Origin of the sequence: Halopiger djelfimassiliensis (assembly GCF_000455365.1) — an archaeon.
In the GTDB taxonomy this organism is placed as follows: Archaea; Halobacteriota; Halobacteria; order Halobacteriales; family Natrialbaceae; genus Halopiger_B; species Halopiger_B djelfimassiliensis.
Genome location: NZ_HG315687.1, coordinates 366414 through 388882 on the forward strand (window position 1 = coordinate 366414; position 22469 = coordinate 388882).

Below are 22469 nucleotides of genomic sequence, written 5' to 3' on the forward strand. Positions count from 1 at the left end.
TGCGGATCGCAGCCGGTTTCAGTCGTCGCTTGCGGCGTCGGCTTCGGACGCCCCCTCGAGTATCCGTTCGCAGGCCGTATCGAGACAGCGGGTTCCGGTTCCCGTTTCGAAGGTTGGGAGGCCACAGGCACATTCGCCGTTGACGACGCCGGCCGGCATCGCGAAGCCGGTGTCGCAGTCGGGATAGTGTTCACAGCCGGCGATGAGCCCGCCGCGCCGGAGCACCCGGAGTGCGCCGTCGCAGTTCGGCTCGGGACAGTCCCACTCGCGGTCGAACGCCTCCCGGACGGCCGCGTCGAGCGACTCGCAGTCCCGGTCGAGACAGACGTTGAACGCGAGGCCGCGCTCGACCCGCATTCGGGGGAGGCCACAGTCGCAATGACACTGGTCGTCCCGAACCGTCGCGTCCGTCGGCACGCCGTAGCTGTCGCCACAGCCGACGCAGTGGACGCCGCTCGAGCGAACGAGCGCGCCGCCGCAGTCGGGACACTCCCCGACGGGCGTCCCTGCCGCCGAGGTCGGGTAGTGGGCGAAGCCGTCCCGGTCGTGGGCGGCGAGACGAAGGGTCCGTGTGCCCTTCTTCGCGACGAGCGTGAACCCGTCGGCGCGGTCGCTCGAGACGCTGTCGGCGCGGGTGAGCCACGCGACGGGCTGGTAGCCGTCGGCGTCGTGGACGAGGACGGTGTTGTCGGGCTTGACGAGCGTCGTCACTCGGCCGCGGTACTCCGCCCGATCGTCGGCTTCGGTGATGACGGTACAGTCGCCCGCGAGCACGCGGATCGCGTCGTCGATCATGGGGGCGTTGGCCGCGGGATCACAGTTAAACTCGCGGGTGGCTCGTTCCCGCCGCCGGAATCCGGTCGGATTTAGTAGGTGTACCCGCGACGGATACGCGTGGCCCGTCCAACGCTGATCGTCTACTGTGGTCTTCCCGGCGTCGGCAAATCCGTCGCGTCCGGCTACACTGCCGACCATCTGCCGGCCGAGCGGTATCGAAGCGACGAGGTTCGAAAGCGACTGTTCCCCGATCCGTCCTACACCGACGCGGAAACTGACGCCACCTACGAGGAACTCCTCGAGCAGGCCCGGGCGAGCCTCGAGGCCGGCACGAACGTCGTCCTCGATGCCACGTTCCAGTCGAAACGCTACCGGGAGCAGGCGGCGGAGATCGCACGGGCGACCGACGCTGCCGTCGCGTTCGTGCGCGTGACCTGCGACCTCGAGATCGTCAGAGAACGCATCGACGCCCGAACGGACACTATCAGCGACGCCACGTTCGAGCAACACCTGCAACTGCGGGAGTCGTTCGACTCGCTCGAGCGCGAGCACCTCGTCGTTGACAACTCGGGGTCGCTCGAGGAGACCTACCGACAGATCGATCGCGCGGTTCTGTGACCGCGGCCGGCGACGAACCCGACCGTCGCCACGACGGGGACATACCGCAACACACCACATCCCCGGCCGAGACCATCGTGTCTAAGACCCCGCTCTCACGAGTGTTCCGACATGACGACGATCAAGGATAGCGTCCACGACTACATCGAACTCGGTTCGACGGCGGCGGCGCTTCTGGATACCCCACAGCTACAGCGGCTCCGCGAGGTCCGCCAGCTGAGTACCGTGCAACTCGTCTATCCGTCGGCGAACCATACCCGGTTCGAACACAGCCTCGGCGTCTATCACCTCGCCTCGAGAGCGGCCGACCGGCTCGACGTCGACGAGCCGCTTGCCGACCGGCTTCGGGCGGCGGCGCTGGTCCACGATGTCGGCCACGGCCCGTTCGGCCACCAGACCGAGGCCGCGATCGAGCGCCATCTGGGTCGCCATCACGACGAGATCGAGTGGCTGCTCACGGACAGCGAACTCGGGACCGCTCTCGAGGAGCGCGGTCTCGACCCCGAGGCGGTCGCGGCGACGGTCGACGGTCGCGGCCCGCTCGGTGAACTCATTTCGGGATCGCTCGACGTCGATCGGATGGACTACCTCGTCAGGGACGCCCACCACACCGGGGTCCCCTACGGGACGATCGATCATGCGCGGCTGCTGTACGCGCTCCGGATCGTCGACGGCGAACTCGCGCTCGAGGCGGGCAACGTCGCGACGGCGGAAAGCGCGCTGATCGCCCGGACGCTGATGAACGCGACCGTCTATCGCCACCACGTCTCCCGTATCGCGGGCGCGATGCTCGACCGGGCGAGCGAGCGCGTCCTCTCGGACGGCGTCATCGACCCCGGGCGGTTCGCCCGGCTGACCGACGCCGAACTGCTCGCGACGCTTCGCGAGCACGATCCGACGGCCGATCTGGCGACGCGGCTCCGTGAACGACGGCTCTACAAGCGGGCCGTCTGGGCCCGGCGAGGGGACGTTCCCGATCGATTCCGCGGACTCGAGTACGATCGCACGCGCGCACTCGAGCGCGAGATCGCCGCGACCGCCGGCGTCGATCCGGCGACCGTCATCGTCGATAGCCCCTCCGAACCGAGTTCTCCCGAGTCCAGAGCCCGGATCGTCGTCGACGGCGAGCTCCAGCGCCTCGAAGAGCGCTCGTCGCTCGTCGCTGGGCTCGACGCCTGTACCCGCGAGATGTGGCGACTCGGCGTGTACACACCCCAAGCCGACGTCGACGCGGTCCGCGATGCGGCGGAAACGGTGCTCGAGGTGGAGAGCACCGTTCCGGCCTGAGCCGCGCCTTCTCGCCACCCACGGGGTCGTTGAAACTGCTACAGCCGATCCGACAGCCGCTCGCCCCGAGCGAGAAACCGCTCGCGGATCTCCGCGACGGAATCCGACCGGAGATCGTACCCGAGATCGGGCGACCGGTCGGTCCAGGAGCCGTCCTCGAGCAGGGAACTGGCTTCGTAGGCCAGCAGCCGATCGTCCGCGGCCATCACCCGCGTCCACTCGTCGTCGCTCGGCGGGTCGACGCCGACGGCGTTCCAGACGGCGTCCAGAACGCGCCCCTCGATATCGTCGAACAGGTCGTACTCGGCTTTGAGCGGGCGCGGGACGTCGCCGAGATACGCTTCCCCCGCGTCGTGGAAGAGTCCGAGCAACTGCAGCCGCGGCTCGTCGTCCGGCAGTTCATGACTGACGTGGATCGAGTGGTGTGCGACGCTGTAAAAGTGCCGGCAGTGACCGCCGAACCGGCAGGTGTGGGCCAGCGCTGCGGCGATATCCCGGCGGCGAACGTCGTCAGGATCGGGGTCTAGCAGGTCGAACCGACCGCCCGTGTACGTCTCGACGACGGCACCCTCCCACGGATCAACCATCTGGTTTCGGCGTCAGCCGGATCGATAATAACGGTGCCGGTTCGATAGCCGGCCGTCGAGTCGGCCGCACCGCCGCTCCGTTCGCATCTCCGGGCGAGCGCTACTCGGTCGGCGACCCGGGCGTGTCAGCGCCGTCCAGCCGTCGTTCGTACTTCTCGAGTGCGTCCTCGAGCGCCTCGCTCGCGTCGATCTCGAGCGAGTCGGCGAGGGCCAACAGCGCGAACAGCGCGTCGCCGAGTTCGTCCGCGCTGATCTCGAGGTCCGCCGGTGTGTCCCCGTAGCCGGTCGACTCGGCTGCGTCCTTCGCGAGCTCGCCGACCTCCGATGTGAGATCGAGCAGTCGGTATTCGGGCGGCGTCTCGAGTCCGTGTCGCGCGACGAAGTCGGCGACTCGTCGTTGTTCGTCCATACGTCCACCTCCTCGAGCTGCGGGAAAAACGGCGCGAAACCGACCGCCACTGGGTCAGTCGAGACACACGTACGTTCGTGTCGCGCCGACCCCCTCATGCGGCCGGATCGTCGTCGTGATGGTCCTGAGGATGTCGTGGGTGTCCTCGCCCTCGAGTTCGATCATGACGTCGAAATCACCCGCGATGACGTGCGCCTCGACGACTCCCTCGGTTCCGCGGGCCGTTCGACACACCTCTTCGGCCATTCCGGTCGCGGCGTCGACCGTGGCGAATGCGCGAGCCATTCCATCGCTGCTTCGTGACGGAACGGCAAATAACGAAAGCGTCCGAATTTCATGTCGGACAGAAACACAATCGCTATACGCTGTCCGACCTCCCGCGATGGTATGGGAAACTCGCTCGACACGGTCGAACGGACCGCTATCGAGGCCTGCAGGGTCGGTGGTGCGTTCCTGCGGGACTCCTATCGGAACGGGGAGACGGACGTCGATCCGGGCGAACACGACGTGAAATCGAGCGCTGACACGGGCTCGGAGCGACGGATGCTCTCGGTGATCGAATCCCGGTTTCCGGACCATCCGATCGACGCCGAGGAGTCCGGTCGCCACGGCGGGTCAGGCCCGTACGAATGGGTCGTCGATCCGCTCGACGGGACGAACAACTTCGAGTCCGGCTTGCCGTCGTTCGCGACGGCCGTCACGGTCCTCGAGACGGACGGCGCTCCCGATCCGCGACCCGTTCTCGGCGTCGTCTACATCCCGCTTCTCGATGAGCTGTACGTGGGCCGACGGGACGGCGGCGTCCGGTACAACGGTCGGCCGGTCAGCGCCGATCGCGGCCGCGCGCTCGAGCCGTCGACCGCGACCGTCGTCACGGTGATCGGCCACGACGTGAAACGGCAGCCGGACCGCCGCGCGGTCTCCGCGTCGATCGATCGTGCCGTCGAAAAACGGTGTAAGCGCCGGCTCGAGAGCTGGAGTCCGACGGTCCACTGGGGGCTGCTCGCGCGCGGTCGGCTCGACGGGATCGTGTGCTATCGACCCGATCGGGAGGAACAGGCCCTCGGGGAACTGTTCGCCGACGAAAGCGGACTCGAGACCGAACGCGGCGACGACTGGTTCGTCGCCGGCGTGACTCGGGAGACGTTCGACGCGCTTCGGGAGATCGTCGCGGAAACGACGGACGATACCGATCGGTGAGCGTCTCACCCGGCGCTCGAGTCCGGGGAAGCGCCGTCGTTCGTCCGCGGCGGGGCGTCGGAGCCGGGAGCGGCCGTTCCGTTTCCGTGTTCGCCCTCGAGCGGACGCCCCGGTTCGCGCTCGGCACCGATCGATCGCCCGACGTCCTCGCCGCCGATCGAGCGTGCGATCGCCGCGGGTTCCGGACCGGCGAGTTCGCCGACGCGCGCTCTCGTCGCCCGAATCGACTCGACGTCGACGCCGCGGTCGGCGAGCGCGGATTCGGGAAGTCGGGTTGCGGTGGTCTCGGCCGCTTCGATCCGGCGTTCGACGGCCCGGGCCTCGGCGACGACTTGTGCGACTTCCGCACGGTAACGTCCCTCGCCGAGGTCGCCGCTCTCGCGGGACTCGTTTAACGTCTCGAGCCGCTCCTCGAGTTCGGCGAGTCGCGTTCGGCTCTCGGCGAGGTGTTCGTCGAGGACGGCCGCTTTCGTCTCGTTGCGCTCCGCGTTCGCGATCCGGGCGCTGTAGGCCCGTTCCGAAACGTCTCCCTCTAGTTCGGCGTTTTGGACGCCGACGACGCCGATAAGGTGTTCTCCGGGTGCGATCGATTCGGTCTCGTCGGTGCCGGTCGGCGTCTCCTCGTTCGTGACGGGACTCGCCGCACCGAGCGGCGCTGCGACCGTCACGACGAGGACCGCGACCAGCGCGATCGATGTGGGTCGGTTCATTGGTAGCTGGTCTCGTCGTTCGGTGATAGGGAGTCGATACTGTGACGGCGGGTCAGCGACGATTTCGACGGTTCAACGCCGTTTTCGATCGGCTCTCGGCCGTCGGTTTCGTCGACCTCCGCGGCGGCGTGCTCGAGCGGGCGGTTCCGTGACACGGCCGAGCGCGTCATGCCGTCCCGTCACCTCCGGGGTTCGCTTCGTCCTCGTCGGGCAGCGACAGCACGTTTTCTCGCCCCAGCCGGAACGACTCGAGTTTCCCGTCCTCGCGCAGTCCGCTGACGACCTTGCTGGTTTTCGCGTCGGTCCAGCCGAGTTCCTCGACTACCGTCTGCTGTTTCATCCGGCCGCCGTGGTCCCTGAGCAGCCGGAGCACCTGTTCCTCGTTGCTGAGCAGTTCCGGCTCCGGCGACCCGGTGGCGCTCGAGGCCGGCGTATCGACCGCCGCTGTCGCGGGATCGGCGTCCCGGTCCGGTTCCCGGTCGGTCGTCCGTTCGCTCGAGGCCGCGGTGCGAGTGTGATACCACCACGCCCCGGCGATACAGAGCCCGGCTGCGAGGACGGCAACGGTCGCGAGGACCGCGACGCTTGGCCCCGTTCCGCCGTCGACGACGGTGAGCTGTGGCTCCCCGGAGACGAAATCGGTTTCGTCGCCGCGCCAGATCACGGCGCGTTCGCGTCGATCGTCGGGATCGGGCGTGACCGACGCGAGTTCGTAACCCGCCGGCCACTCGAACAGCAACCGCGTGCCGTCGTCGAGATAGATCCCTTCGATCGCGTCGCCCGCACGGAGGGTCTCGCCCTCGACGGCGGCGAACCCGTGCCAGCGGAACGTGTACCTGACGACGCCGTACTCGCGGGCGAACGACTGCCGCTCGGCGCTTGCGTCGAAGCCGTCGGCGGTCATTTCTCGCCCCGTGGCGTTGCTTGCGGTGGCGACGGTGTCGTTCATCCGGCGGGTGAACCCCTCGAGATGTTCGTCCGGGTTCTCTCGGATCTCGGCCCGCAGCGACTCGAACGCCGCCGCGCTCTCGTTGTCGTCGAGTCGAACCCAGAACTCGAGGGTCCACTCGGCGGTTCCGTTCGGCTCGAGTGCGAGATCCATTCGGACCTCGTTCGCGTCGATCTCGTCCTGTTGGATCGCCAGCGGCTCGAACGGGGGGTTGCCGGCGTCTGTGGCCGAAACGGCGGCCGTCATCGGCCCCACGAGAAGCACCGCGACGACCGCGACAGTCACGCCGACGCGAACGTTCATACCGCTCGATTCCCGTGCCATCGGTTAAACCACACGAAATCCGCGTTTTTCGACAGTTCAGTGATAGTAGCGGTATCGACGATCGGGTTCGGACGGCCGGGCGGCGTGAACGCCACGCCGGCCGTCCGGTAGGGTGGAGGGAGGGCGTCAGCGGGATCCCGACGGTCGACGCCGGGGAGTCGATGCGCTCAGGTACCCGGCACGCCGAGGGCCGTGACGGCCTCGATGCCGAGCACCTCGAGGGCGGCACGGGCGACGACCGCAGCCGCCCAAGCGGCGACGGCGACCGCGACGGCCCGCAGCCAGCCGAGCCGATAGCGCCGCTTGACGACGGCGACCGCGACGGCCCGCAGCCAGCCGAGCCGATAGCGCCGCTTGACGACGGCGACCCACGCGAGGAGGGCCAGTGCGCCGCCGACTATCGGTATCGGCTCGAGCACCGCCCACGCCAGCGCGCCGAGCAGCGCAGTCAGCACCGCGCTGGCATAGACGGCGGTATCCGCGTGGCCGTCGGTCGCGACCTGAACCCCGGCGTGGAGGGCGGCCCCGCCGAGCAACAGGCTCACGACGACCGTCACCGACCCGGTGTCGACGCCGACCGCGGGCAACGACGCGTCGGGGTACGCGTGCATGTGACCGGAGCCGATTATTCGTCGCTCCGCTCACCGTCCTCGTCCGATGTCGTTTCGTCGTCACCGCTCGAGTCGGATTCGTCGTCGCTCGCGTCGTCAGCGTCCGCACCCGGGGTCACTTCGCTGACGGCGTCACCGAGCGATCCGTCGAGCGTGCCGCTCAGGAACGACGAGATCCGCTCGTGGACCGCCGAGACGTGGTCGGGAACCTGCTCGGGGAGGTCGACGGTCGGTCCCTGTCCGTCGCGCTCGTCGACATCGGCGATGCCGTTCCCACCCTGCTTGCCGGGGTCGGCCGCCCGCTGGTCGATGTCGTCCGCTCCCGCGTCGACGGACGCGGGCGCGTTTCCGGGCGCTGCAGCCGCGAGGCCGGTGGTCGCGATCAGTACTGCGCATCCGATTGCGATGAGCGTCGGTCGTTTCATAGCTTGCATCCGACGTTCGGGTATCGGATCGACTTGAAGGGGGGATGCCGTGAACACGCCTTTCGGTCGTTTGAACGGATTTGAACGACGTTTTCGTCGGATTCCGGCCGATTTCTCCCGTCTGAACCAGAGCGGGACGACGAGCGTGCATCGGGCGGCGTTTCGGCGGCGTCCGTTCGAGGCCACCGTTCGCGCGCTCTCGTCTCGATGGCGTCTCGGGACGGCTCGAGTCGACGGGGAAACACATGCACAAGGCGTTTCCGCCGGGCTGCCGAGCAACCACGTATGGTGGATACCACCGCCGAAATCGTGCTGTTCGACGGCTTCGACGAACTCGACGCGATCGGTCCCTACGAGGTGTTCGAGAACGGGGCACAGGCCGGTGCGTCCCTCGAGACGCGACTGGTAACGCTCGAGGAGACCGACATCGTGACCGCGAGCCACGATCTGCGCGTCGAACCGGAGGGGACCCTCGGACAGCCGGACATCCTGCTGGTTCCCGGCGGCGGCTGGACGGCCGCCACCGAGGGGGTCCGTGCCGCCGTCGAGGACGGCCGGCTCCCCGACGCCGTCGACGAGCGGTATACCGAGGGCGCGACGGTCGCGTCGGTCTGTACGGGTGCGATGATCCTCGCTGAAGCGGGCCTGCTCGAGGGCCGACCGGCGACGACCCACCCGGTCGCGGTCGACGACCTCGACGCGTCAGCGGCGAACGTGGTCGACGAACGGGTCGTCGACGACGGCGACGTGCTGACCGGCGGCGGCGTCACCTCGGGGATCGATCTGGCTCTGTGGCTCCTCGAGCGGGAGTTCGGCGCGGACGTCGCCGACGACGTAAGCGAGGAGATGGCCCACGAGCGCCGCGGCGAAGTGTTCGGATAGCCCGCTCGACTACCGTCGGATAAGTAATATTTTTACGACGAAGTTGCTAGTGAATATATGGCCCTCTCTCGCCGACGGCTGCTCGGCGTCCTCGGCGGTACCGGGATCGCGGCCGGTACCGGCGTCGCCTGCGCCGCTTCGAACGGAACCCCGATCGTGATGCTCAACAACAAGACCGATCGCGAGCGAACGGTTACGGTTACGCTCGTCGGTACCGACAGCGGTACCGTCCACGTCGACGAAACGGTGCGTATTGACGTCGACGACAGTCGCGCGGTTTCCGACTTCGATATCGACGAACCGGTCACTGCGACCGTAACGACGGACCACGGACTGGAACGCAGTTTCCGGTGGGATCGGGTCGACCCCGGGTACGCGCTCTCGGTGGACATCCAGCCCGACGAAATCGGCTTCGCCGTCGCACGCGTCCCCTAACGGGAGGGCGGTCCTCTCCGATCCCGCGAAACCGACGAAAACCGCTCCTGACCAAACGGCTATACGCCATGCCCCGGTACCCCGGCTACATGAACGCAGTGTTGTTCGACATGGACGGCGTGCTCGTCGACAGCGAGGACTACTGGGTCGCGTTCCAGCGCGAGGACATCCTTCCCGCGGCCGTCCCGGAGCAGGACGTCGACGTCGCCGAGACCAGCGGCATGAACTACCGCGAGATCTACGACTACCTCGAGACCGAGTACGGAACGGCCATCTCCCGAGAGGCGTTCGTCCGGCGGTTCGCGGCGGCCGCCGAGGAAATCTACACCGAGCGTGTCGACCTGCTCGAGGGCCTTCACGATCTGCTTTCGGAGCTCGAGGCGGCGGGCATCCCCACCGCGCTGGTCTCCTCGTCACCCCACGACTGGATCGCCATCGTCACGGAACGGTTCGACCTCGAGGACTCGTTCGATCACGTGATCAGCGCCGACGACATCGACGCGGCGAGCAAGCCCGCACCCGACGTCTTCGAGTACGCCGCGGCCGAGGTCGGCGTCCCCGCCGAGGAGTGTCTCGTCGTCGAGGACTCCGAGAACGGGATCGAAGCGGCCGCCAGAGCGGGGACGCTCGTCGTCGCCTACCGGATCGACGCCCACGGCGATATCGACCGTTCGCCGGCCGACGAGGTCGTCGACACGCCCGCCGAACTCCGGGCAGCCGTCCTCGAGCGGACCGATCGCTATAGTAGCCACTGAAAGTCAATGCACACCCGATCGCACGAGAGCTGGGCGATCGGTGTGTAAATCGTTTCAGTTGTTACTAGCGGTGCAACTTCTCCTCCACCGGTCGGGATTGATATCGACAATCGAGCGGCACGGAACGACCTTCGGTCGGTCGGAGCCGCCCCCATCCCCAAAACACTTTTACTATCTAATAATTGTGGTGTGTATGAAACGGCGTGCAGCCATCACTGCCACAGGTGTCGCCCTCTCGGCGCTCGGCGGCTGTCTCCTCGAGTCCGATTCGACGACGTCGAACGGTAACGAGACGGATTCGGAGCCGACCGACGACGAGTCCAGCGAACCCGTCGATCTCGAATTAGCGGGGTATCCGCCGGCTGAGTACGACTGTGGGGATCGGACGCGACCGCCGGCCGATCAGGACCCCTCCAGCGAGGACGCGCCACCGCTCGAGTATCCGTCCATCCCGTCGTCGCTTAGCGACACATCGGTCACCGAGTACGCGAGCAAGTTCGAACGCGCGTACATGCGAAACAAGCTAGTCAAAAAATACGGCGATCGGCTGCTTTCCAGCCCGGGATCGTCCTCCGGAACCGTCCTCGCCACGGATTTGGAGGGGTACTACGTCGAGGTCGACTACTACATGTCCTATTCGGTCGCGTCCGAAGACGGCGAGGAAGTCTCGGACGGTCCCCAATCACTGTCGGTCTACTATATCACTCCCGAGGCGGTGTTCAGAGACCGGCGGACGGGCGGGCCAAACGAGGATTTGCTCGCGCGGATCGACCTCTCGAGGCGCGACAGTCTCGTCGCCTGTTCGGCGTGACTCCCGGGGCGCTCGACGTCCGGCCGTTTACTCGACCGATACCGTTCGCGTCTCGGCGGCGGGGACGAGCGGCACCTCGGGAAACGCCACGCTGACGGTAAACTCGAGCTCGTCCGCGTCCGCGCCGAAAACCCCGACCGGGACGGTCTCCTCGTCACGGAGGTAGGTCGCGGTGCTCGTCATCTCGACGCCGTTTACGGTGACTCGAATTCCCGCCCGGGCCGCCTCGCCGACGTTTCGAACGGTCACCTCCCGGACCTCGTTTTCGCCGGTCGCGACGGTCTCGGGGAACGAACCCCACTCGAGTTCGATCGAGGGGAGCGACTGTGCCCCCTCGGAGACGCGTTCGGCGACCCCTTCCGAGAGCCCGGCGTCGACGAGGCCGTCGACGCCCGCGTCGACGACATCCCCCGGGGTCGACAGCCCCTCCTTCGCGAGTTTGCTCGCCCGGCCCGACGCGACGCCGTCGATCGCGGTCAGCCCGACCGCGTCCTCGGCGACCCCGTTCTCGATTCGGGCCTCGACGCGCCGGGCGAGGTTCGCCGCGTGCGGGCCGACGAACCGGTCGAGGAACGCGCCAAGCGCCGACACGAGCCGCGTCGCGTTCTGCCGGATGACCCAGGCGTCGCTTCGCAGTTCCGACGGCGTCGTCCCGCTGGTCGCGCTCCGGACGATCGCGAGCACCTTCCGCTCGCCGGCCTCGAGATCGTCGGTCTCCTGACCCACGAGTACCGCGTCGATCGCGTCGCGTTCGTCCTGTCGGGCCGACACGGAGTCGAACTCCTCGGCGGTCGCAATCGTCTCGAGCACGTCGTCGGTCCCGATCTCGATCTCGCCGGCCGCGACCCGGTCACACAGGGCGGCGAACTTCGCGGCCGTCTCGAGACGCAGGTAGTACTTCGAGGCGAGCACGCCGCGTGGCGTGGCTTCGATCGAGAGGTCCTCGCCGGTCTCGACGAAGCCCCGATCGACCAGTTCCTCGAGCCGATCTCGAACCCGCTGGCGGAGGTTCGGAAAGTCGTAGTCGTCGGGTTTGGACTGCCCACGCACGTAGTAGAAGGTCGTCTCGAGCCAGTCCATTACGTCCTCGAGATCGGTGATCGTCCCCATCGCGATCTCGGCGTTGAGATGCGTCTCGAGGCTCTCGGCCAGTCGGGACTCGATCTCCTTTCCATCGCGGAGCAGCCGCCGGTACTTGTCCGCGTCCGCCCGGTCACAGATCACCCAGCCGTAACCGACATCGTCGTACCCCGGCCGCCCGGCGCGGCCGAGCATCTGGAGCACGTCGAGCGGACTCATATCGACTTCGCCCTCGAGGGGGTCGTGGAGCTTCGTATCCCGGATGACGACACATCTCGCCGGGAGGTTGACCCCCCAGGCCAGCGTCGAGGTCGAAAACAGGAGTTCGATGCGTCCGTCCTTGAACCACTCCTCGACGAGATCCCGGTCGTTTTTCGACAGCCCCGCGTGGTGGAAGGCGACCCCGTCAAGCACGGAGTTGCGGAGCGTGTCGTTCTCGAGGTCCTTCGACTCGGTGTGGAAGTCGTAATCGCCGCGGGCTCCCATCGGCACGTCCCGTTCCGCGATCTCGTCGCGGGCCTTCTTGGCCGCTTGGACGGTATCCTGTCGGGAGGAGACGAACACGAGCGCCTGACCGTCCTCCCGGAGGTGTGGCTCCGCGAGATCGAGCGCGCGATAGAGCCGGCGGTACTTGTCGGCGAAGGTGTTTTCGCCGTGCGTGTAGGTTTTGACGCCCGCGTTGAGGTCGACGGGACGGTACTCCTCGCCGAACTCGAAGGTCGTCTCCTCGGGGGCGTCGAGCCACGCCGCCACGTCGTCGACGTTCGGCATGGTCGCCGACAGCGCGACGATGCGCGGTTCACAGAGCCGCCGCAGCCGCGAGATCGTGACCTCGAGCACCGACCCCCGGCGATCCGCATCGAGCAGGTGTACCTCGTCGATGACACAGACGTCGATGTCGGTGACGAAGTCGTACCGGCGCGAGTCGTGTTTTCGGGTCGCCGAGTCCAGCTTCTCCGGGGTCATCACGAGGATGTCCGCCCGACGCGCGCGCCGCGGGTTCAGGTCGCGTTCGCCCGTGACGACGTAGACCGAGTAGTCGAGCGCTTCGAAGCGGTCCCAGTCGTCTTCCTTTTCGTTGGTCAGCGCACGCAGGGGCGCGATAAACAGGGCCGTCCCGCCGTCGGACAGCGCCTTGCAGATCGCCAACTCCGCGAGGGCGGTCTTGCCAGACGCCGTCGGCGCGCTTGCGACCACGTTCTCGTCGCTCTCGAGCAGTGCGGGCAGGGCCTCGCGTTGCATCCGGTTGAACTCCTCGAAAGCAAAGGCGTCGGCGAACTCGGGGAGAACCTCGGCGACCTCCATCACACGGATACCGGGGGTGTCGGGTCAAAGGCGTTTCCTTCGAGTCGCGTCGGCTATCACAGGTCGACCAGGGCGGCGATCACCGCGCCGGCGGTGGCAAACACCAGCGGGTAGAGGACGCCGAGTACGAACGCGGGCACGGGCTGTGGTGCGAACGCTATTCCGACAACGAACCCTTCCGAACTCGATTCGGTGACGAATGCCCCCAATCCGATAACGAGGGCGTACCCGATCGTGACGGGGGCGGCGACGATGACCTCGTCACCGAGTTCGTCGACGTTCGACCGGACGACCAGAAGTGCACCGGTTGCAAGGAGCAACAGCGGTGGAACCGCGTACAGGAGCGTGGCGCTCGTACTGCCCGACTCAGCGATGAAGTCGACGGTTCCCGCCGTGCCGAACGAACCGACCGAGCCATTGGCCTCGATATCGACTAGGTGCGCGTTGTAGAAGTACCAGGCGACGCCTTTCCACGTGGCGATGCCGTCGCCGACGACTTCGTTCGCTTCGCCGGCGATCATGGCGTAGGTCACGAGATACCCGACCGCGGCGGTCAGCACTCCCGTTCCCGCACTCGCCGCGATACTCGAGCGCCGCGAGACGATTCCGTCCGAGTCCGTTGACTGTTGGCTCATCGTATCGGATACGGACGCGGTTGATACAATGGGTCTTGTGATTCGATCCTTGTGATCGGACTCGTGGACCGCCCGCTTTCAGCGCCTGACGACGGAAGTCTGCGCTATCGACCCGTATCAGAGAGCCGAACCCCCGGGCGTTTCCGCGAGTTGATCACTCAACAGCTGCGAGGCTTGCTCTGGGTCGGGAACTCGCTCGAAGGTCAGTTCCGGATCGCCGGAGCCGGCGGTGAAGACGGTCAGATCGCCGTACCCCAGCAGGCGACCGAGCGCGGTCTGGCTGAGGCTCGTGTTCTGGATGCGATCGTGTCGAAACTGGGTGACGCGCCGCGAGACGATGCCGCGTTTCTTGTAGAGTTCCGCGGAGGTGATGACGTAGCGCGTGTTCGTCCAGACGAGATAGCGAGCGAGTACGACCGCTGTCCCGACCAGTGCTACGAGCAGGCCGACGATCGTCAGGGGCCCGACGCCGTCGGTCGCGCTCCAGCCGGCGATGGCAAAGCCTGCGAGGGCGACCCCGATCCCGACCGGGACGCCGGTACCCATCGCGACTGGGTGGGGACGACTCTCCCAGACGACCTCTTCGCCGTCGCTGATGTGAAACCAGTCGGGCGTCGAGCCGACCGTCATCGCTCGCCGCTATTCCGTTCACTTCCGTAAAGCTGTCGCGGCGTGCCATCTGGCGAATCCGTTCGAGACCGTGGGCTGTCAACGGACCACCACAGTTTTCACCGCCGGAGGGAATGTTCGAATATGAGCAGCGCACGCAAGCCCGACTGGCTGAAGATGCAGCCGCCGTCGGGCCGGGAGTTTACCGATATCCGGAAGACGCTGCGCGATCGGGATCTCCATACCGTCTGCGAGGAGGCCAACTGCCCAAACCTCGGGGAGTGTTGGTCCGGCGGTGCCGGTACCGGCGACGGCGAAGGCGGGACGGCCACCTTCATGCTGATGGGCGACCGCTGCTCCCGAGCCTGTAACTTCTGTGACGTCGAGACCGGCGGGATGGAACCGCTCGATCCCGACGAACCCGAAAACGTCGCCGAGGCCGTCGCCGAAATCGGGCTGGACTACGTCGTCCTGACCAGCGTCGACCGGGACGATCTGCCCGATCAAGGGGCGGGCCACTTCGCCGAGACCATCCGCGAGATCAAGGACCGCCACCCCGGTATCCTCGTCGAGGTACTCATCCCCGACTTCCAGGGCGAGGAACACCTCGTCAGGAAGATCATCGACGCCGATCCGGACGTGATCGCCCACAACGTCGAGACCGTCGAGCGATTGCAGTGGCCGGTGCGGGACCGACGCGCGGGCTACGAGCAGTCGCTATCCGTACTCGAGCAGGTCGATCGCGAATCGGACATCTACACGAAGACCTCGATCATGCTCGGCCACGGCGAGTACGACCACGAAGTCTACCGGACGCTCGCGGACTGTCGGGAACGCGGCGTCGATATCGTGACGCTTGGGCAGTACCTTCGACCGTCCCGGAGCCACCTCGAAGTCAAACGCTACGCCCATCCCCACAAGTACGAGACGTGGCGACGGGTCGCCGAGGAGGAACTGGACTTTCTCTACTGTGCCAGCGGTCCGATGGTCCGCTCGTCGTACAAAGCCGGCGAACTGTTCGTCGACGCCGTCCTTCGCGAGGGCAAAACGGTCGACGAAGCGCGACGGGACGCGCGGGCGGGGGCCCGGAGCTAACCGCGACGGATTCGTTCCCGACCGTACGGGCGCAGTACGAACCGAGAGTCGACGGCGTCGAACCCTCGTTTTGAGGCGCTTCTCGTGGTGATCTCCTGTAGTTCCACGAGTCGGACGCACGGAAATAGCCGGTTCGTCCAGTCTCGCCCCACTCTGCGAACACTGATTGGACAATTGGTGTGGTATTCGTTCATAGGTCTATTTATGTCCACTTACGTCTGGTGTTGTCCGATATTCGGTGATGGCTAGGCAAGAATTCCTTTGATAGTAAACTATTTACGAAAATCCTTTAACGCAAGCGATAATTCACTAGGGTATGCGCAGGTGGGTCTACCCGTGAGTACGATACAGCGCGATCCCCAACAGCGAGTACAGGTACTCGACGAAACCGGTCGCGTCCTCGAGGGGGCCGACGTGCCCAACCTCTCCGAGGACCAGCTCGTCGAGATGTACGAACAGATGCGGTTGGCCCGGCATTTCGACCAGCGAGCGGTGAGTCTCCAGCGTCAGGGGCGGATGGGGACGTATCCACCGCTTTCGGGGCAGGAGGGTGCCCAGATCGGCAGCGCACACGCGCTCGCCGAGGAGGACTGGGTCTTCCCCAGCTACCGCGAACACGGCGCTGCGCTGGTTCGGGGGATGTCGCTCGAGCGGACCCTGCTGTACTGGATGGGCCACGAACGGGGCAACGTGATTCCCGAGGACGTCAACCTCTTTACGGTCGCCGTCCCCATCGCGACCCAGATTCCTCACGCGACGGGGGCCGCCTGGGCCTCGAAGCTTCGCGACGAGGAGAAGGCGTTTCTCTGTTACTTCGGCGACGGTGCCACCTCGGAAGGGGACTTCCACGAGGGACTGAACTTCGCGGGGGTCTTCGATACGCCGAACGTCTTCTTCTGTAACAACAACCAGTGGGCGATTTCCGTTCCCCGAGAGCGCCAGACGGCGAGCAAGACGCTCGCCCAGAAGGCGACGGCCTACGGCTTCGAGGGCGTTCAGGTCGACGGCATGGACCCGCTCGCGGTGTACAAAGTCACCCGCGACGCGGTCGAGAAGGCCAAAAACCCCGACGACGACGAACTCCGACCGACGCTCATCGAGGCGGTCCAGTACCGCTTTGGTGCCCACACGACCGCGGACGATCCGTCCGTCTACCGGGAGGACGAAGAGGTCGAACGCTGGAAGCAAAAGGATCCGATTCCGCGGCTCGAGACGTACCTCCGGAACAACGGCATCCTCGACGACGAACGGGTCGACGCGATCGAGTCCCGCATCGAGGACGAGGTGGCAGACGCGATCGACGCCGCGGAATCCGTCGAGCGTCCCGAGCCGGAGGAGATCTTCGCACACGTCTACGAGGGGATGCCAAAGCGACTTCAGGACCAACTCGAGTGGTTCGAATCGATCCGCGAGCAACACGGCGACGACGCCCTCTTGGAGGGATAATATGGCTGCAGAATCGCAAAACCTCACCCTGGTACAGGCGGTTCGGGACGGACTGCAAAGCGAGATGGAACGCGACGACGATGTCGTCGTGATGGGCGAGGACGTCGGGAAAAACGGCGGCGTCTTCCGCGCGACCGAAGGGCTGTACGACGAGTTCGGCGAGAACCGCGTCGTCGATACGCCGCTTGCCGAATCGGGGATTATCGGTACGGCAGTCGGCATGGCTGCCTACGGCATGCGCCCGGTCCCCGAGATCCAGTTCCTCGGGTTCATCTACCCCGGTTTCGATCAGATCGTTTCGCACGCCGCGCGCCTGCGGACGCGCTCGCGAGGACGATTTACGTGCCCGCTGGTCATCCGTGCCCCCTACGGCGGCGGGATCCGCGCCCCGGAACACCACTCCGAGTCCTCGGAGGCGATGTTCGTCCACCAGCCCGGCCTCAAGGTCGTCGTTCCGTCGACGCCATACGACACGAAGGGGCTGTTGGCGAGTGCCATCCGCAGTCCCGACCCGGTGATGTTCCTCGAGCCCAAACTCATCTATCGGGCGTTCCGCGAGGAAGTCCCGGACGAGTCCTACGAGATCCCTCTCGGTGAGGCGGCCGTCCGCCGCGAGGGGTCCGACATCTCGGTGTTCACGTGGGGGGCGATGACCCGTCCGACCGTCGAGGCCGCCGAAAACCTCGAGGGGGAGATCGATGTCGAGGTCGTCGACCTGCGGACGCTGTCGCCGCTCGACGAGGAGACGATCGTCGAGTCGTTCAAGAAGACCGGCCGCGCGGCGGTCGTTCACGAAGCGCCCCAGACGGGCGGACTCGGTGCGGAGATCGCCGCGACGATTCAGGAGCAGGCCCTGCTCTATCAGGAGGCACCGGTCGAGCGCATCACCGGCTTCGATACGCCGTTCCCGCTGTACGCGCTCGAGGACTACTACCTTCCCGAACCCGCCCGCATCGAATCCGGGATTCGGGACGCGATGGGGTTTTAACATGGTTCGCGAATTCGAACTTCCGGACGTCGGTGAAGGAGTCGCTGAGGGTGAACTGGTCTCGTGGCTCGTCGAGGCAGGCGACACGGTCACGGAAGATCAGCCGGTCGCCGAAGTAGAGACCGACAAGGCACTCGTCGAGGTTCCCTCGCCGGTCGACGGGACGGTGCGTGAACTGCACGCCGAGGAAGGCGAGATGGTTCCCGTCGGGACGGTCATCATCTCCTTCGACGTGGAAGGGGAAGCCGAGAGTGCCGAAGCCGAACCGGAACCGGAGTCGGAACCGGCCGACGGGTCGGCCGGCAGTCCCGAAGCTACGGGGAGCGAGATCGACGAGGCCGCCACGCCGGACGACCGCGTGTTCGCGCCACCGCGCGTCCGTCGCCTGGCTCGTGAGGAGGGCATCGACCTCTCCGAACTCGAGGGAACCGGCCCCGGCGGTCGGATCACCGCGACCGACGTTCAGGCCGTCGCCGCCGACGGCCCGACCGGCGCTGGCCAGGACGAAACCGATACGGCCGTGGACTCGGAGTCTGACTCGAGCGCCGCCGAACCGACCGCGGGAACGGCGTCCGCTTCTGCAGCCTCGAGTCCCGCCGGGACGGCGACCCAGCCGCCGGCACAGGTCGAGTCCGCCGACCGTGACACGACCCTCGCGGCTCCCGCGACCCGTCGGATCGCCGAGGAGGAGGGCGTCGACATCGACGCCGTCCCCGCGGTCGAGGAACGCGACGGCGAGGCGTTCGTCACGCCCGAGGCGGTCCGGGAGTACGCCGAGGCCCAGCGACAGGCCCAGGCGGCCGACCGGGAGGCGATCGAGGCCGGCGAACCGGTCGGCGAGAAGGGCACGGACTTCGCTCCCGGCGAGCGCGAACGCCGTGAACCGTTCCGCGGCGTTCGCAAACGGATCGCCGAGGCGATGGTCGAATCGAAGTACAGCGCGCCACACGTCACCCACCACGACGAGGTAGACGTCACCGACCTCGTCGAGGCCCGCGAGGAACTCAAACCGCGCGCCGAGGATCGCGGCATCCGGCTGACCTTTATGCCGTTTATCATGAAGGCCGTGATCGCGGCGCTCAAGGAGTACCCCGAGATGAACGCGGTCATCGACGAGGAAAACGACGAGATCGTCTACCGCGACTACTACAACGTCGGGGTTGCCACTGCGACCGATGTCGGACTGATGGTGCCGGTCGTCGAGAACGCCGATCGGAAGGGGCTGCTCCAACTCTCCTCGGAGATGAACGAACTCGTCCAGAAAGCCCGCGAACGGTCGATCAACCCCGACGAACTGCAGGGGTCGACGTTCACGATCACGAACATCGGCGGCATCGGCGGCGAGTACGCCACGCCGATCCTGAACTACCCCGAGTCGGGGATCCTCGCGATCGGCGAGATCAAGCGCAAACCCCGCGTCGTCACCGACGACGGAACCGAGTCGATCGAGCCACGCTCCATGATGACGCTGTCGCTGTCGTTCGATCACCGATTGATCGACGGCGCGGTCGGCGCGAAGTTTACCAACACCGTAATGGAGTACCTCGAGAATCCCGAACTGCTATTGCTCGAGTAACCATGAGACTGCATACAATGGTACGACCCACCACGAACGTATCGAACGGAGGACGGAACTGATGGTCGTCGGAGACGTCACCACCGGAACGGACGTACTGGTCATCGGCGCAGGGCCCGCGGGGTACGTCGCCGCGATCCGCGCGGGACAACTCGATCTCGACGTGACGCTCGTCGAAAAGGAGGCCTACGGCGGTACCTGTCTCAACCACGGGTGTATTCCCTCGAAGGCGCTGATCACCGCGTCCGATCTCGCCCACGAGGCCGGCTCCGCCGAAGAGATGGGGATTCACGCCGATCCCGCCGTCGACCTCGCGAAGATGGTCGACTGGAAAGACGGCGTCGTCGATCAGCTCACCGGCGGCGTCGAGAAACTCTGTAAGGCAAACGGGGTCAATCTGCTCGAAGGGACCGCGACGTTCGAGGACGACCAAACCGTCCGGGTCTCACACAGCGGCGAGGGACAGGGGTCGGAAAGCCTCTCGTTCGAACACGCGATCGTCGCGACCGGCTCACGCCCCATCGAGATCCCGAACTTCGATTTCGGCGACGATCCCGTCCTGAACTCGCGGCAGGCGCTTGCCCTCGACTCGGTTCCCGATTCGCTCGTCGTCGTCGGCGCTGGCTACATCGGGATGGAACTGGCGAGCGTCTTCGCCAAACTCGGGACCGACGTGACGGTCATCGAGATGCTCGACTCGATCCTGCCCGGCTACGACGACGATCTCAAACGGCCCGTGAAACAGCGGGCGACCGATCTCGGGATCGAGTTCGAGTTCGGCTACACCGCCTCGGAGTGGCACGACAACGGCGACACGATCCGTGTCGTCGCGGACCCCGCCGAACAGGCGGCCGCCGACGGGGGACAGGCAGAAGCCGTCGAAGCTGAGTCACTCGAACTCGACGCCGAGAAAGTGCTGGTCGCGGTCGGCCGCGAACCCGTCTCCGACACGCTGGCTCTCGAGTCGGCCGGCGTCGAGACCGACGATCGTGGCTTCATCGACACCGATTCGCGGGCGCGAACGAACGTCGAGCAGATCTTCGCCGTCGGCGACGTGGCCGGCGAACCGATGCTCGCACACAAAGGGAGCATGGAGGGCCAGGTCGCCGCGGAGGTCATCGCCGGCGAACCCGCAGCCATCGACTATCAGGCGATGCCCGCCGTCGTCTTTACGGATCCGGAGATTGCGACGGTCGGGATGACCGAATCCGAAGCCGAAGACGCCGGCTTCGAAACCACCGTCGGCAAGTTCCCCTTCCGCGCCAGCGGTCGCGCGCTGACGACCGGCGAGAGCGACGGCTTCGTCAAGATCGTCGCCGACGACGCCGAGGGGTACGTCCTCGGAGCCTCGATCGTCGGTCCCGAAGCCTCCGAGCTGATCGCCGAACTCGGCCTCGCGATCGAACTCGGTGCGACGCTCGAGGACGTCGCCGCGACGGTCCATACGCATCCGACGCTCTCGGAGTCGGTGATGGAGGCAGCGGAAAACGCGCTCGGACACGCGATTCACACGCTGAATCGGTAATCAGCCCTCGTCGTCTCTTCTTCGCTCGCTCGTCACGTTGAGCGACCGGATGCAGGTGTGATCGGATCGACTACCGATGCGTCACTGGACGTACAGCGAATAGGCGATCACGAGAAAGCCCGCCAGAACGAGCAGGCTCTCGAGCAAGATTCCCAACGTGAGCGGAACCTCGAGCAGTTCATACAGCATTCCTGCGAGGACGAGTCCGAGGGTGACGAGTCCGAACCCGGCTGCCAGATAGCCGAGTGCGCGCTGTCGCGTCCGTCGATACGCCTTGAACGCGAAGTACGTGATGATCCCGCCGACCACGAGAACCAGCGTCTTGACGACCGCCAGCGCGAGGGCGGTTTCGATGGATCCGGTATACAGCGGGGTCATGTTTCCTTGCGCACCTCCGACCACAGCTCGGCGAGCCGTTCGTCGGCCGTCCGGGCCGGCCGTTCGATCTGCACCGACAGGCTTCGATCGTCCTCGAGTACGAGCGTGATCTCGTCGAACGCGATCGAGTATTTGCTGGCGTGGTGGCCGTCACGGCGAATCTCGGTCGACTCCTCCAGTAGCGTCGATTCGGTCAGTAACTCGAGTTTTCGATACAGCGTCGATTGTGGGATCTCACACCGACTGGTTAACTCGGAAGCCGTCATGGGTTCCTCCAGATTCCGGATGATCTCACGGCAGTCGGGATCGTCCAGCGCAGAGCAGATCTCTTCTGCGGACGGCGTCGACTCCGAACCGATCGGGTCCCGGACCATTCGTACGTCCCTTACGACGCACGTGGTTTATCGCCATCGATGCGACCTGCACCCCACGTAAACGGCCGTCCGAACGTGTTCGATACGGGCGGCGTTCCGACTCAGGTAACAGCGAGAAAACACCTCGCCAGGTGGGCCCGAAGGTTTCTTGCGCGTGCGCGCTCGAGTGCAACCCGCGCGGGTATCATCCGGTCCGACCGCGTCTACGAGGAAGGGATGACTGGCCGACCTCCGCCCGCGTTATACTGTTTCCTGTAGCGACTCGCTTTCACGAGCTGGTCGTTCCGACAGTGTTTCCGCCTCGCGTTATATCAGTGATTAACTGGTGGAAAACCGTCGCATGGTATCGGCTTCCGATGACGTTCTCGTTCGACGGTCTTATATATGTACCCGGCACTCGATACTAATGCGAACGACGTGGCGCACGCCGCCACGTTCCCTCCGGCCGTTCCCCGGCACGGAGGTAGGCACTACATCCGTCTTCCGTACACTGTCCCGTCGGATTGATTCGACGGCTTTATACGTGTAAGGGCACTCCGAATTGGATGTGTTCGTGATCGGTGTTCCCGGTCACGACGGTCCGTTGCCCTTATATGTATACGGGCACTCAGATCGGATCGCAAACACCTCGCCGGATGCGGATTCCGGCGCGGTCGCGATCCGTTGCCCTTAAGTGTG

The 22469-nt window shown here is 66.0% G+C and carries 26 protein-coding genes; 12 read left to right on the top strand and 14 right to left on the bottom strand.

All coding sequences use genetic code 11. The features are described 5' to 3' along the window. Positions 1–18 precede the first annotated feature (18 nt). Positions 19–795: a DNA topoisomerase I gene (locus TX80_RS17215; protein ID WP_049924493.1), complete on the bottom strand. Its 777-nt coding sequence runs from the start codon at positions 793–795 to the stop codon at positions 19–21. Positions 796–894: 99 nt separating this feature from the next. Between TX80_RS17215 and TX80_RS17220 the strand changes: the two genes are divergently transcribed. Then, positions 895–1395, top strand: a complete 501-nt coding sequence (locus TX80_RS17220) for an AAA family ATPase (RefSeq protein ID WP_195893107.1) — start codon at positions 895–897, stop codon at positions 1393–1395. Positions 1396–1506: 111 nt separating this feature from the next. Further along, positions 1507–2682 (top strand): HD domain-containing protein, encoded by a 1176-nt coding sequence (locus tag TX80_RS17225; RefSeq protein ID WP_049924494.1) that lies wholly within the window; start codon positions 1507–1509, stop codon positions 2680–2682. 38 nt (positions 2683–2720) lie between these two features. Here the strand turns inward: TX80_RS17225 and TX80_RS17230 are convergent, their stop codons facing one another. The 3 genes from TX80_RS17230 to TX80_RS17240 all read right to left on the bottom strand — a co-directional run bounded on the left by TX80_RS17230 (position 2721) and on the right by TX80_RS17240 (position 3963). Then, positions 2721–3269, bottom strand: a complete 549-nt coding sequence (locus TX80_RS17230) for a hypothetical protein (protein ID WP_049924495.1) — start codon at positions 3267–3269, stop codon at positions 2721–2723. Positions 3270–3369: 100 nt separating this feature from the next. Next, positions 3370–3678, bottom strand: coding sequence for a MazG nucleotide pyrophosphohydrolase domain-containing protein (locus TX80_RS17235; RefSeq protein ID WP_049924496.1), 309 nt, complete (start codon positions 3676–3678; stop codon positions 3370–3372). A 54-nt stretch (positions 3679–3732) separates the two neighbouring features. Continuing rightward, positions 3733–3963 (bottom strand): Lrp/AsnC family transcriptional regulator, encoded by a 231-nt coding sequence (locus TX80_RS17240; protein ID WP_049924497.1) that lies wholly within the window; start codon positions 3961–3963, stop codon positions 3733–3735. Positions 3964–4065: 102 nt separating this feature from the next. Between TX80_RS17240 and TX80_RS17245 the strand changes: the two genes are divergently transcribed. Then, entirely contained in the window at positions 4066–4878 is an 813-nt protein-coding gene (locus TX80_RS17245) for an inositol monophosphatase family protein (RefSeq protein ID WP_049924498.1), read from the top strand. Positions 4879–4883: 5 nt separating this feature from the next. Here TX80_RS17245 and TX80_RS17250 read toward each other — a convergent pair whose 3' ends face one another. The 5 genes from TX80_RS17250 to TX80_RS17265 form a co-directional block, all read right to left on the bottom strand. Then, positions 4884–5588 carry a hypothetical protein gene (locus TX80_RS17250; RefSeq protein ID WP_049924499.1) on the bottom strand — a complete coding sequence of 235 codons (705 nt, stop codon included), beginning with the start codon at positions 5586–5588 and terminating at the stop codon, positions 4884–4886. Beyond that, positions 5585–5758 carry a hypothetical protein gene (locus TX80_RS19165; protein ID WP_154658695.1) on the bottom strand — a complete coding sequence of 58 codons (174 nt, stop codon included), beginning with the start codon at positions 5756–5758 and terminating at the stop codon, positions 5585–5587. The genes TX80_RS17250 and TX80_RS19165 overlap by 4 nt, the downstream gene beginning before the upstream one ends. Beyond that, positions 5755–6840: a DUF7343 domain-containing protein gene (locus TX80_RS17255; RefSeq protein WP_049924500.1), complete on the bottom strand. Its 1086-nt coding sequence runs from the start codon at positions 6838–6840 to the stop codon at positions 5755–5757. Before TX80_RS17255 ends, TX80_RS19165 begins: the two co-directional genes overlap by 4 nt. Positions 6841–7028: 188 nt before the next feature. After that, positions 7029–7472 carry a hypothetical protein gene (locus tag TX80_RS17260; protein ID WP_049924501.1) on the bottom strand — a complete coding sequence of 148 codons (444 nt, stop codon included), beginning with the start codon at positions 7470–7472 and terminating at the stop codon, positions 7029–7031. A 14-nt stretch (positions 7473–7486) separates the two neighbouring features. Beyond that, a complete protein-coding gene (locus TX80_RS17265) occupies positions 7487–7897 on the bottom strand; it encodes a hypothetical protein (protein ID WP_049924502.1) in 411 nt (136 codons plus the stop codon). 285 nt (positions 7898–8182) lie between these two features. Here TX80_RS17265 and TX80_RS17270 point away from each other — a divergent pair, with 285 nt between their 5' ends. The 4 genes from TX80_RS17270 to TX80_RS17285 all read left to right on the top strand — a co-directional run bounded on the left by TX80_RS17270 (position 8183) and on the right by TX80_RS17285 (position 10780). Further along, positions 8183–8779 (top strand): DJ-1/PfpI family protein, encoded by a 597-nt coding sequence (locus TX80_RS17270; protein ID WP_049924503.1) that lies wholly within the window; start codon positions 8183–8185, stop codon positions 8777–8779. Between the two features lie 57 nt (positions 8780–8836). Continuing rightward, the gene (locus TX80_RS17275; RefSeq protein ID WP_049924504.1) at positions 8837–9214 is read left to right on the top strand and encodes a hypothetical protein; all 378 of its coding nucleotides are present in this window, start codon (positions 8837–8839) and stop codon (positions 9212–9214) included. An 89-nt stretch (positions 9215–9303) separates the two neighbouring features. Beyond that, positions 9304–9969, top strand: coding sequence for an HAD family hydrolase (locus TX80_RS17280; protein WP_049924560.1), 666 nt, complete (start codon positions 9304–9306; stop codon positions 9967–9969). A 193-nt stretch (positions 9970–10162) separates the two neighbouring features. Continuing rightward, positions 10163–10780 (top strand): hypothetical protein, encoded by a 618-nt coding sequence (locus TX80_RS17285; protein ID WP_049924505.1) that lies wholly within the window; start codon positions 10163–10165, stop codon positions 10778–10780. A 27-nt stretch (positions 10781–10807) separates the two neighbouring features. On the opposite strand, the gene TX80_RS17290 is transcribed toward TX80_RS17285, so the two are convergent. From TX80_RS17290 to TX80_RS17300, 3 genes are all read right to left on the bottom strand, one after another. Then, positions 10808–13165, bottom strand: coding sequence for a DEAD/DEAH box helicase (locus TX80_RS17290; protein ID WP_049924506.1), 2358 nt, complete (start codon positions 13163–13165; stop codon positions 10808–10810). Between the two features lie 56 nt (positions 13166–13221). Next, on the bottom strand, positions 13222–13800 hold the full coding sequence (locus TX80_RS17295) for a hypothetical protein (RefSeq protein ID WP_049924508.1): 579 nt from the start codon (positions 13798–13800) through the stop codon (positions 13222–13224). A 117-nt stretch (positions 13801–13917) separates the two neighbouring features. Further along, entirely contained in the window at positions 13918–14430 is a 513-nt protein-coding gene (locus TX80_RS17300; protein WP_049924509.1) for a PH domain-containing protein, read from the bottom strand. A 75-nt stretch (positions 14431–14505) separates the two neighbouring features. Here TX80_RS17300 and lipA point away from each other — a divergent pair, with 75 nt between their 5' ends. The 5 genes from lipA (at position 14506) to lpdA (ending at position 21039) form a co-directional block, all read left to right on the top strand. After that, complete coding sequence (lipA, locus tag TX80_RS17305; RefSeq protein WP_268258156.1) at positions 14506–15504, top strand: lipoyl synthase; 999 nt, start codon at positions 14506–14508, stop codon at positions 15502–15504. 336 nt (positions 15505–15840) lie between these two features. After that, on the top strand, positions 15841–16950 hold the full coding sequence (gene pdhA / locus TX80_RS17310; protein WP_049924512.1) for a pyruvate dehydrogenase (acetyl-transferring) E1 component subunit alpha: 1110 nt from the start codon (positions 15841–15843) through the stop codon (positions 16948–16950). Position 16951: 1 nt separating this feature from the next. Continuing rightward, positions 16952–17938: an alpha-ketoacid dehydrogenase subunit beta gene (locus TX80_RS17315; RefSeq protein WP_049924513.1), complete on the top strand. Its 987-nt coding sequence runs from the start codon at positions 16952–16954 to the stop codon at positions 17936–17938. 1 nt (position 17939) lies between these two features. Next, positions 17940–19514, top strand: coding sequence for a dihydrolipoamide acetyltransferase family protein (locus TX80_RS17320; protein ID WP_049924514.1), 1575 nt, complete (start codon positions 17940–17942; stop codon positions 19512–19514). Between the two features lie 61 nt (positions 19515–19575). Beyond that, the gene (lpdA, locus tag TX80_RS17325; RefSeq protein WP_049924515.1) at positions 19576–21039 is read left to right on the top strand and encodes a dihydrolipoyl dehydrogenase; all 1464 of its coding nucleotides are present in this window, start codon (positions 19576–19578) and stop codon (positions 21037–21039) included. An 81-nt stretch (positions 21040–21120) separates the two neighbouring features. Here lpdA and TX80_RS17330 read toward each other — a convergent pair whose 3' ends face one another. Together TX80_RS17330 and TX80_RS17335 are read right to left on the bottom strand one after the other, a co-directional pair. Then, entirely contained in the window at positions 21121–21417 is a 297-nt protein-coding gene (locus TX80_RS17330; protein ID WP_049924516.1) for a DUF7521 family protein, read from the bottom strand. Next, the gene (locus tag TX80_RS17335; RefSeq protein ID WP_049924517.1) at positions 21414–21791 is read right to left on the bottom strand and encodes a winged helix-turn-helix domain-containing protein; all 378 of its coding nucleotides are present in this window, start codon (positions 21789–21791) and stop codon (positions 21414–21416) included. Before TX80_RS17335 ends, TX80_RS17330 begins: the two co-directional genes overlap by 4 nt. Positions 21792–22469: the final 678 nt, after the last annotated feature.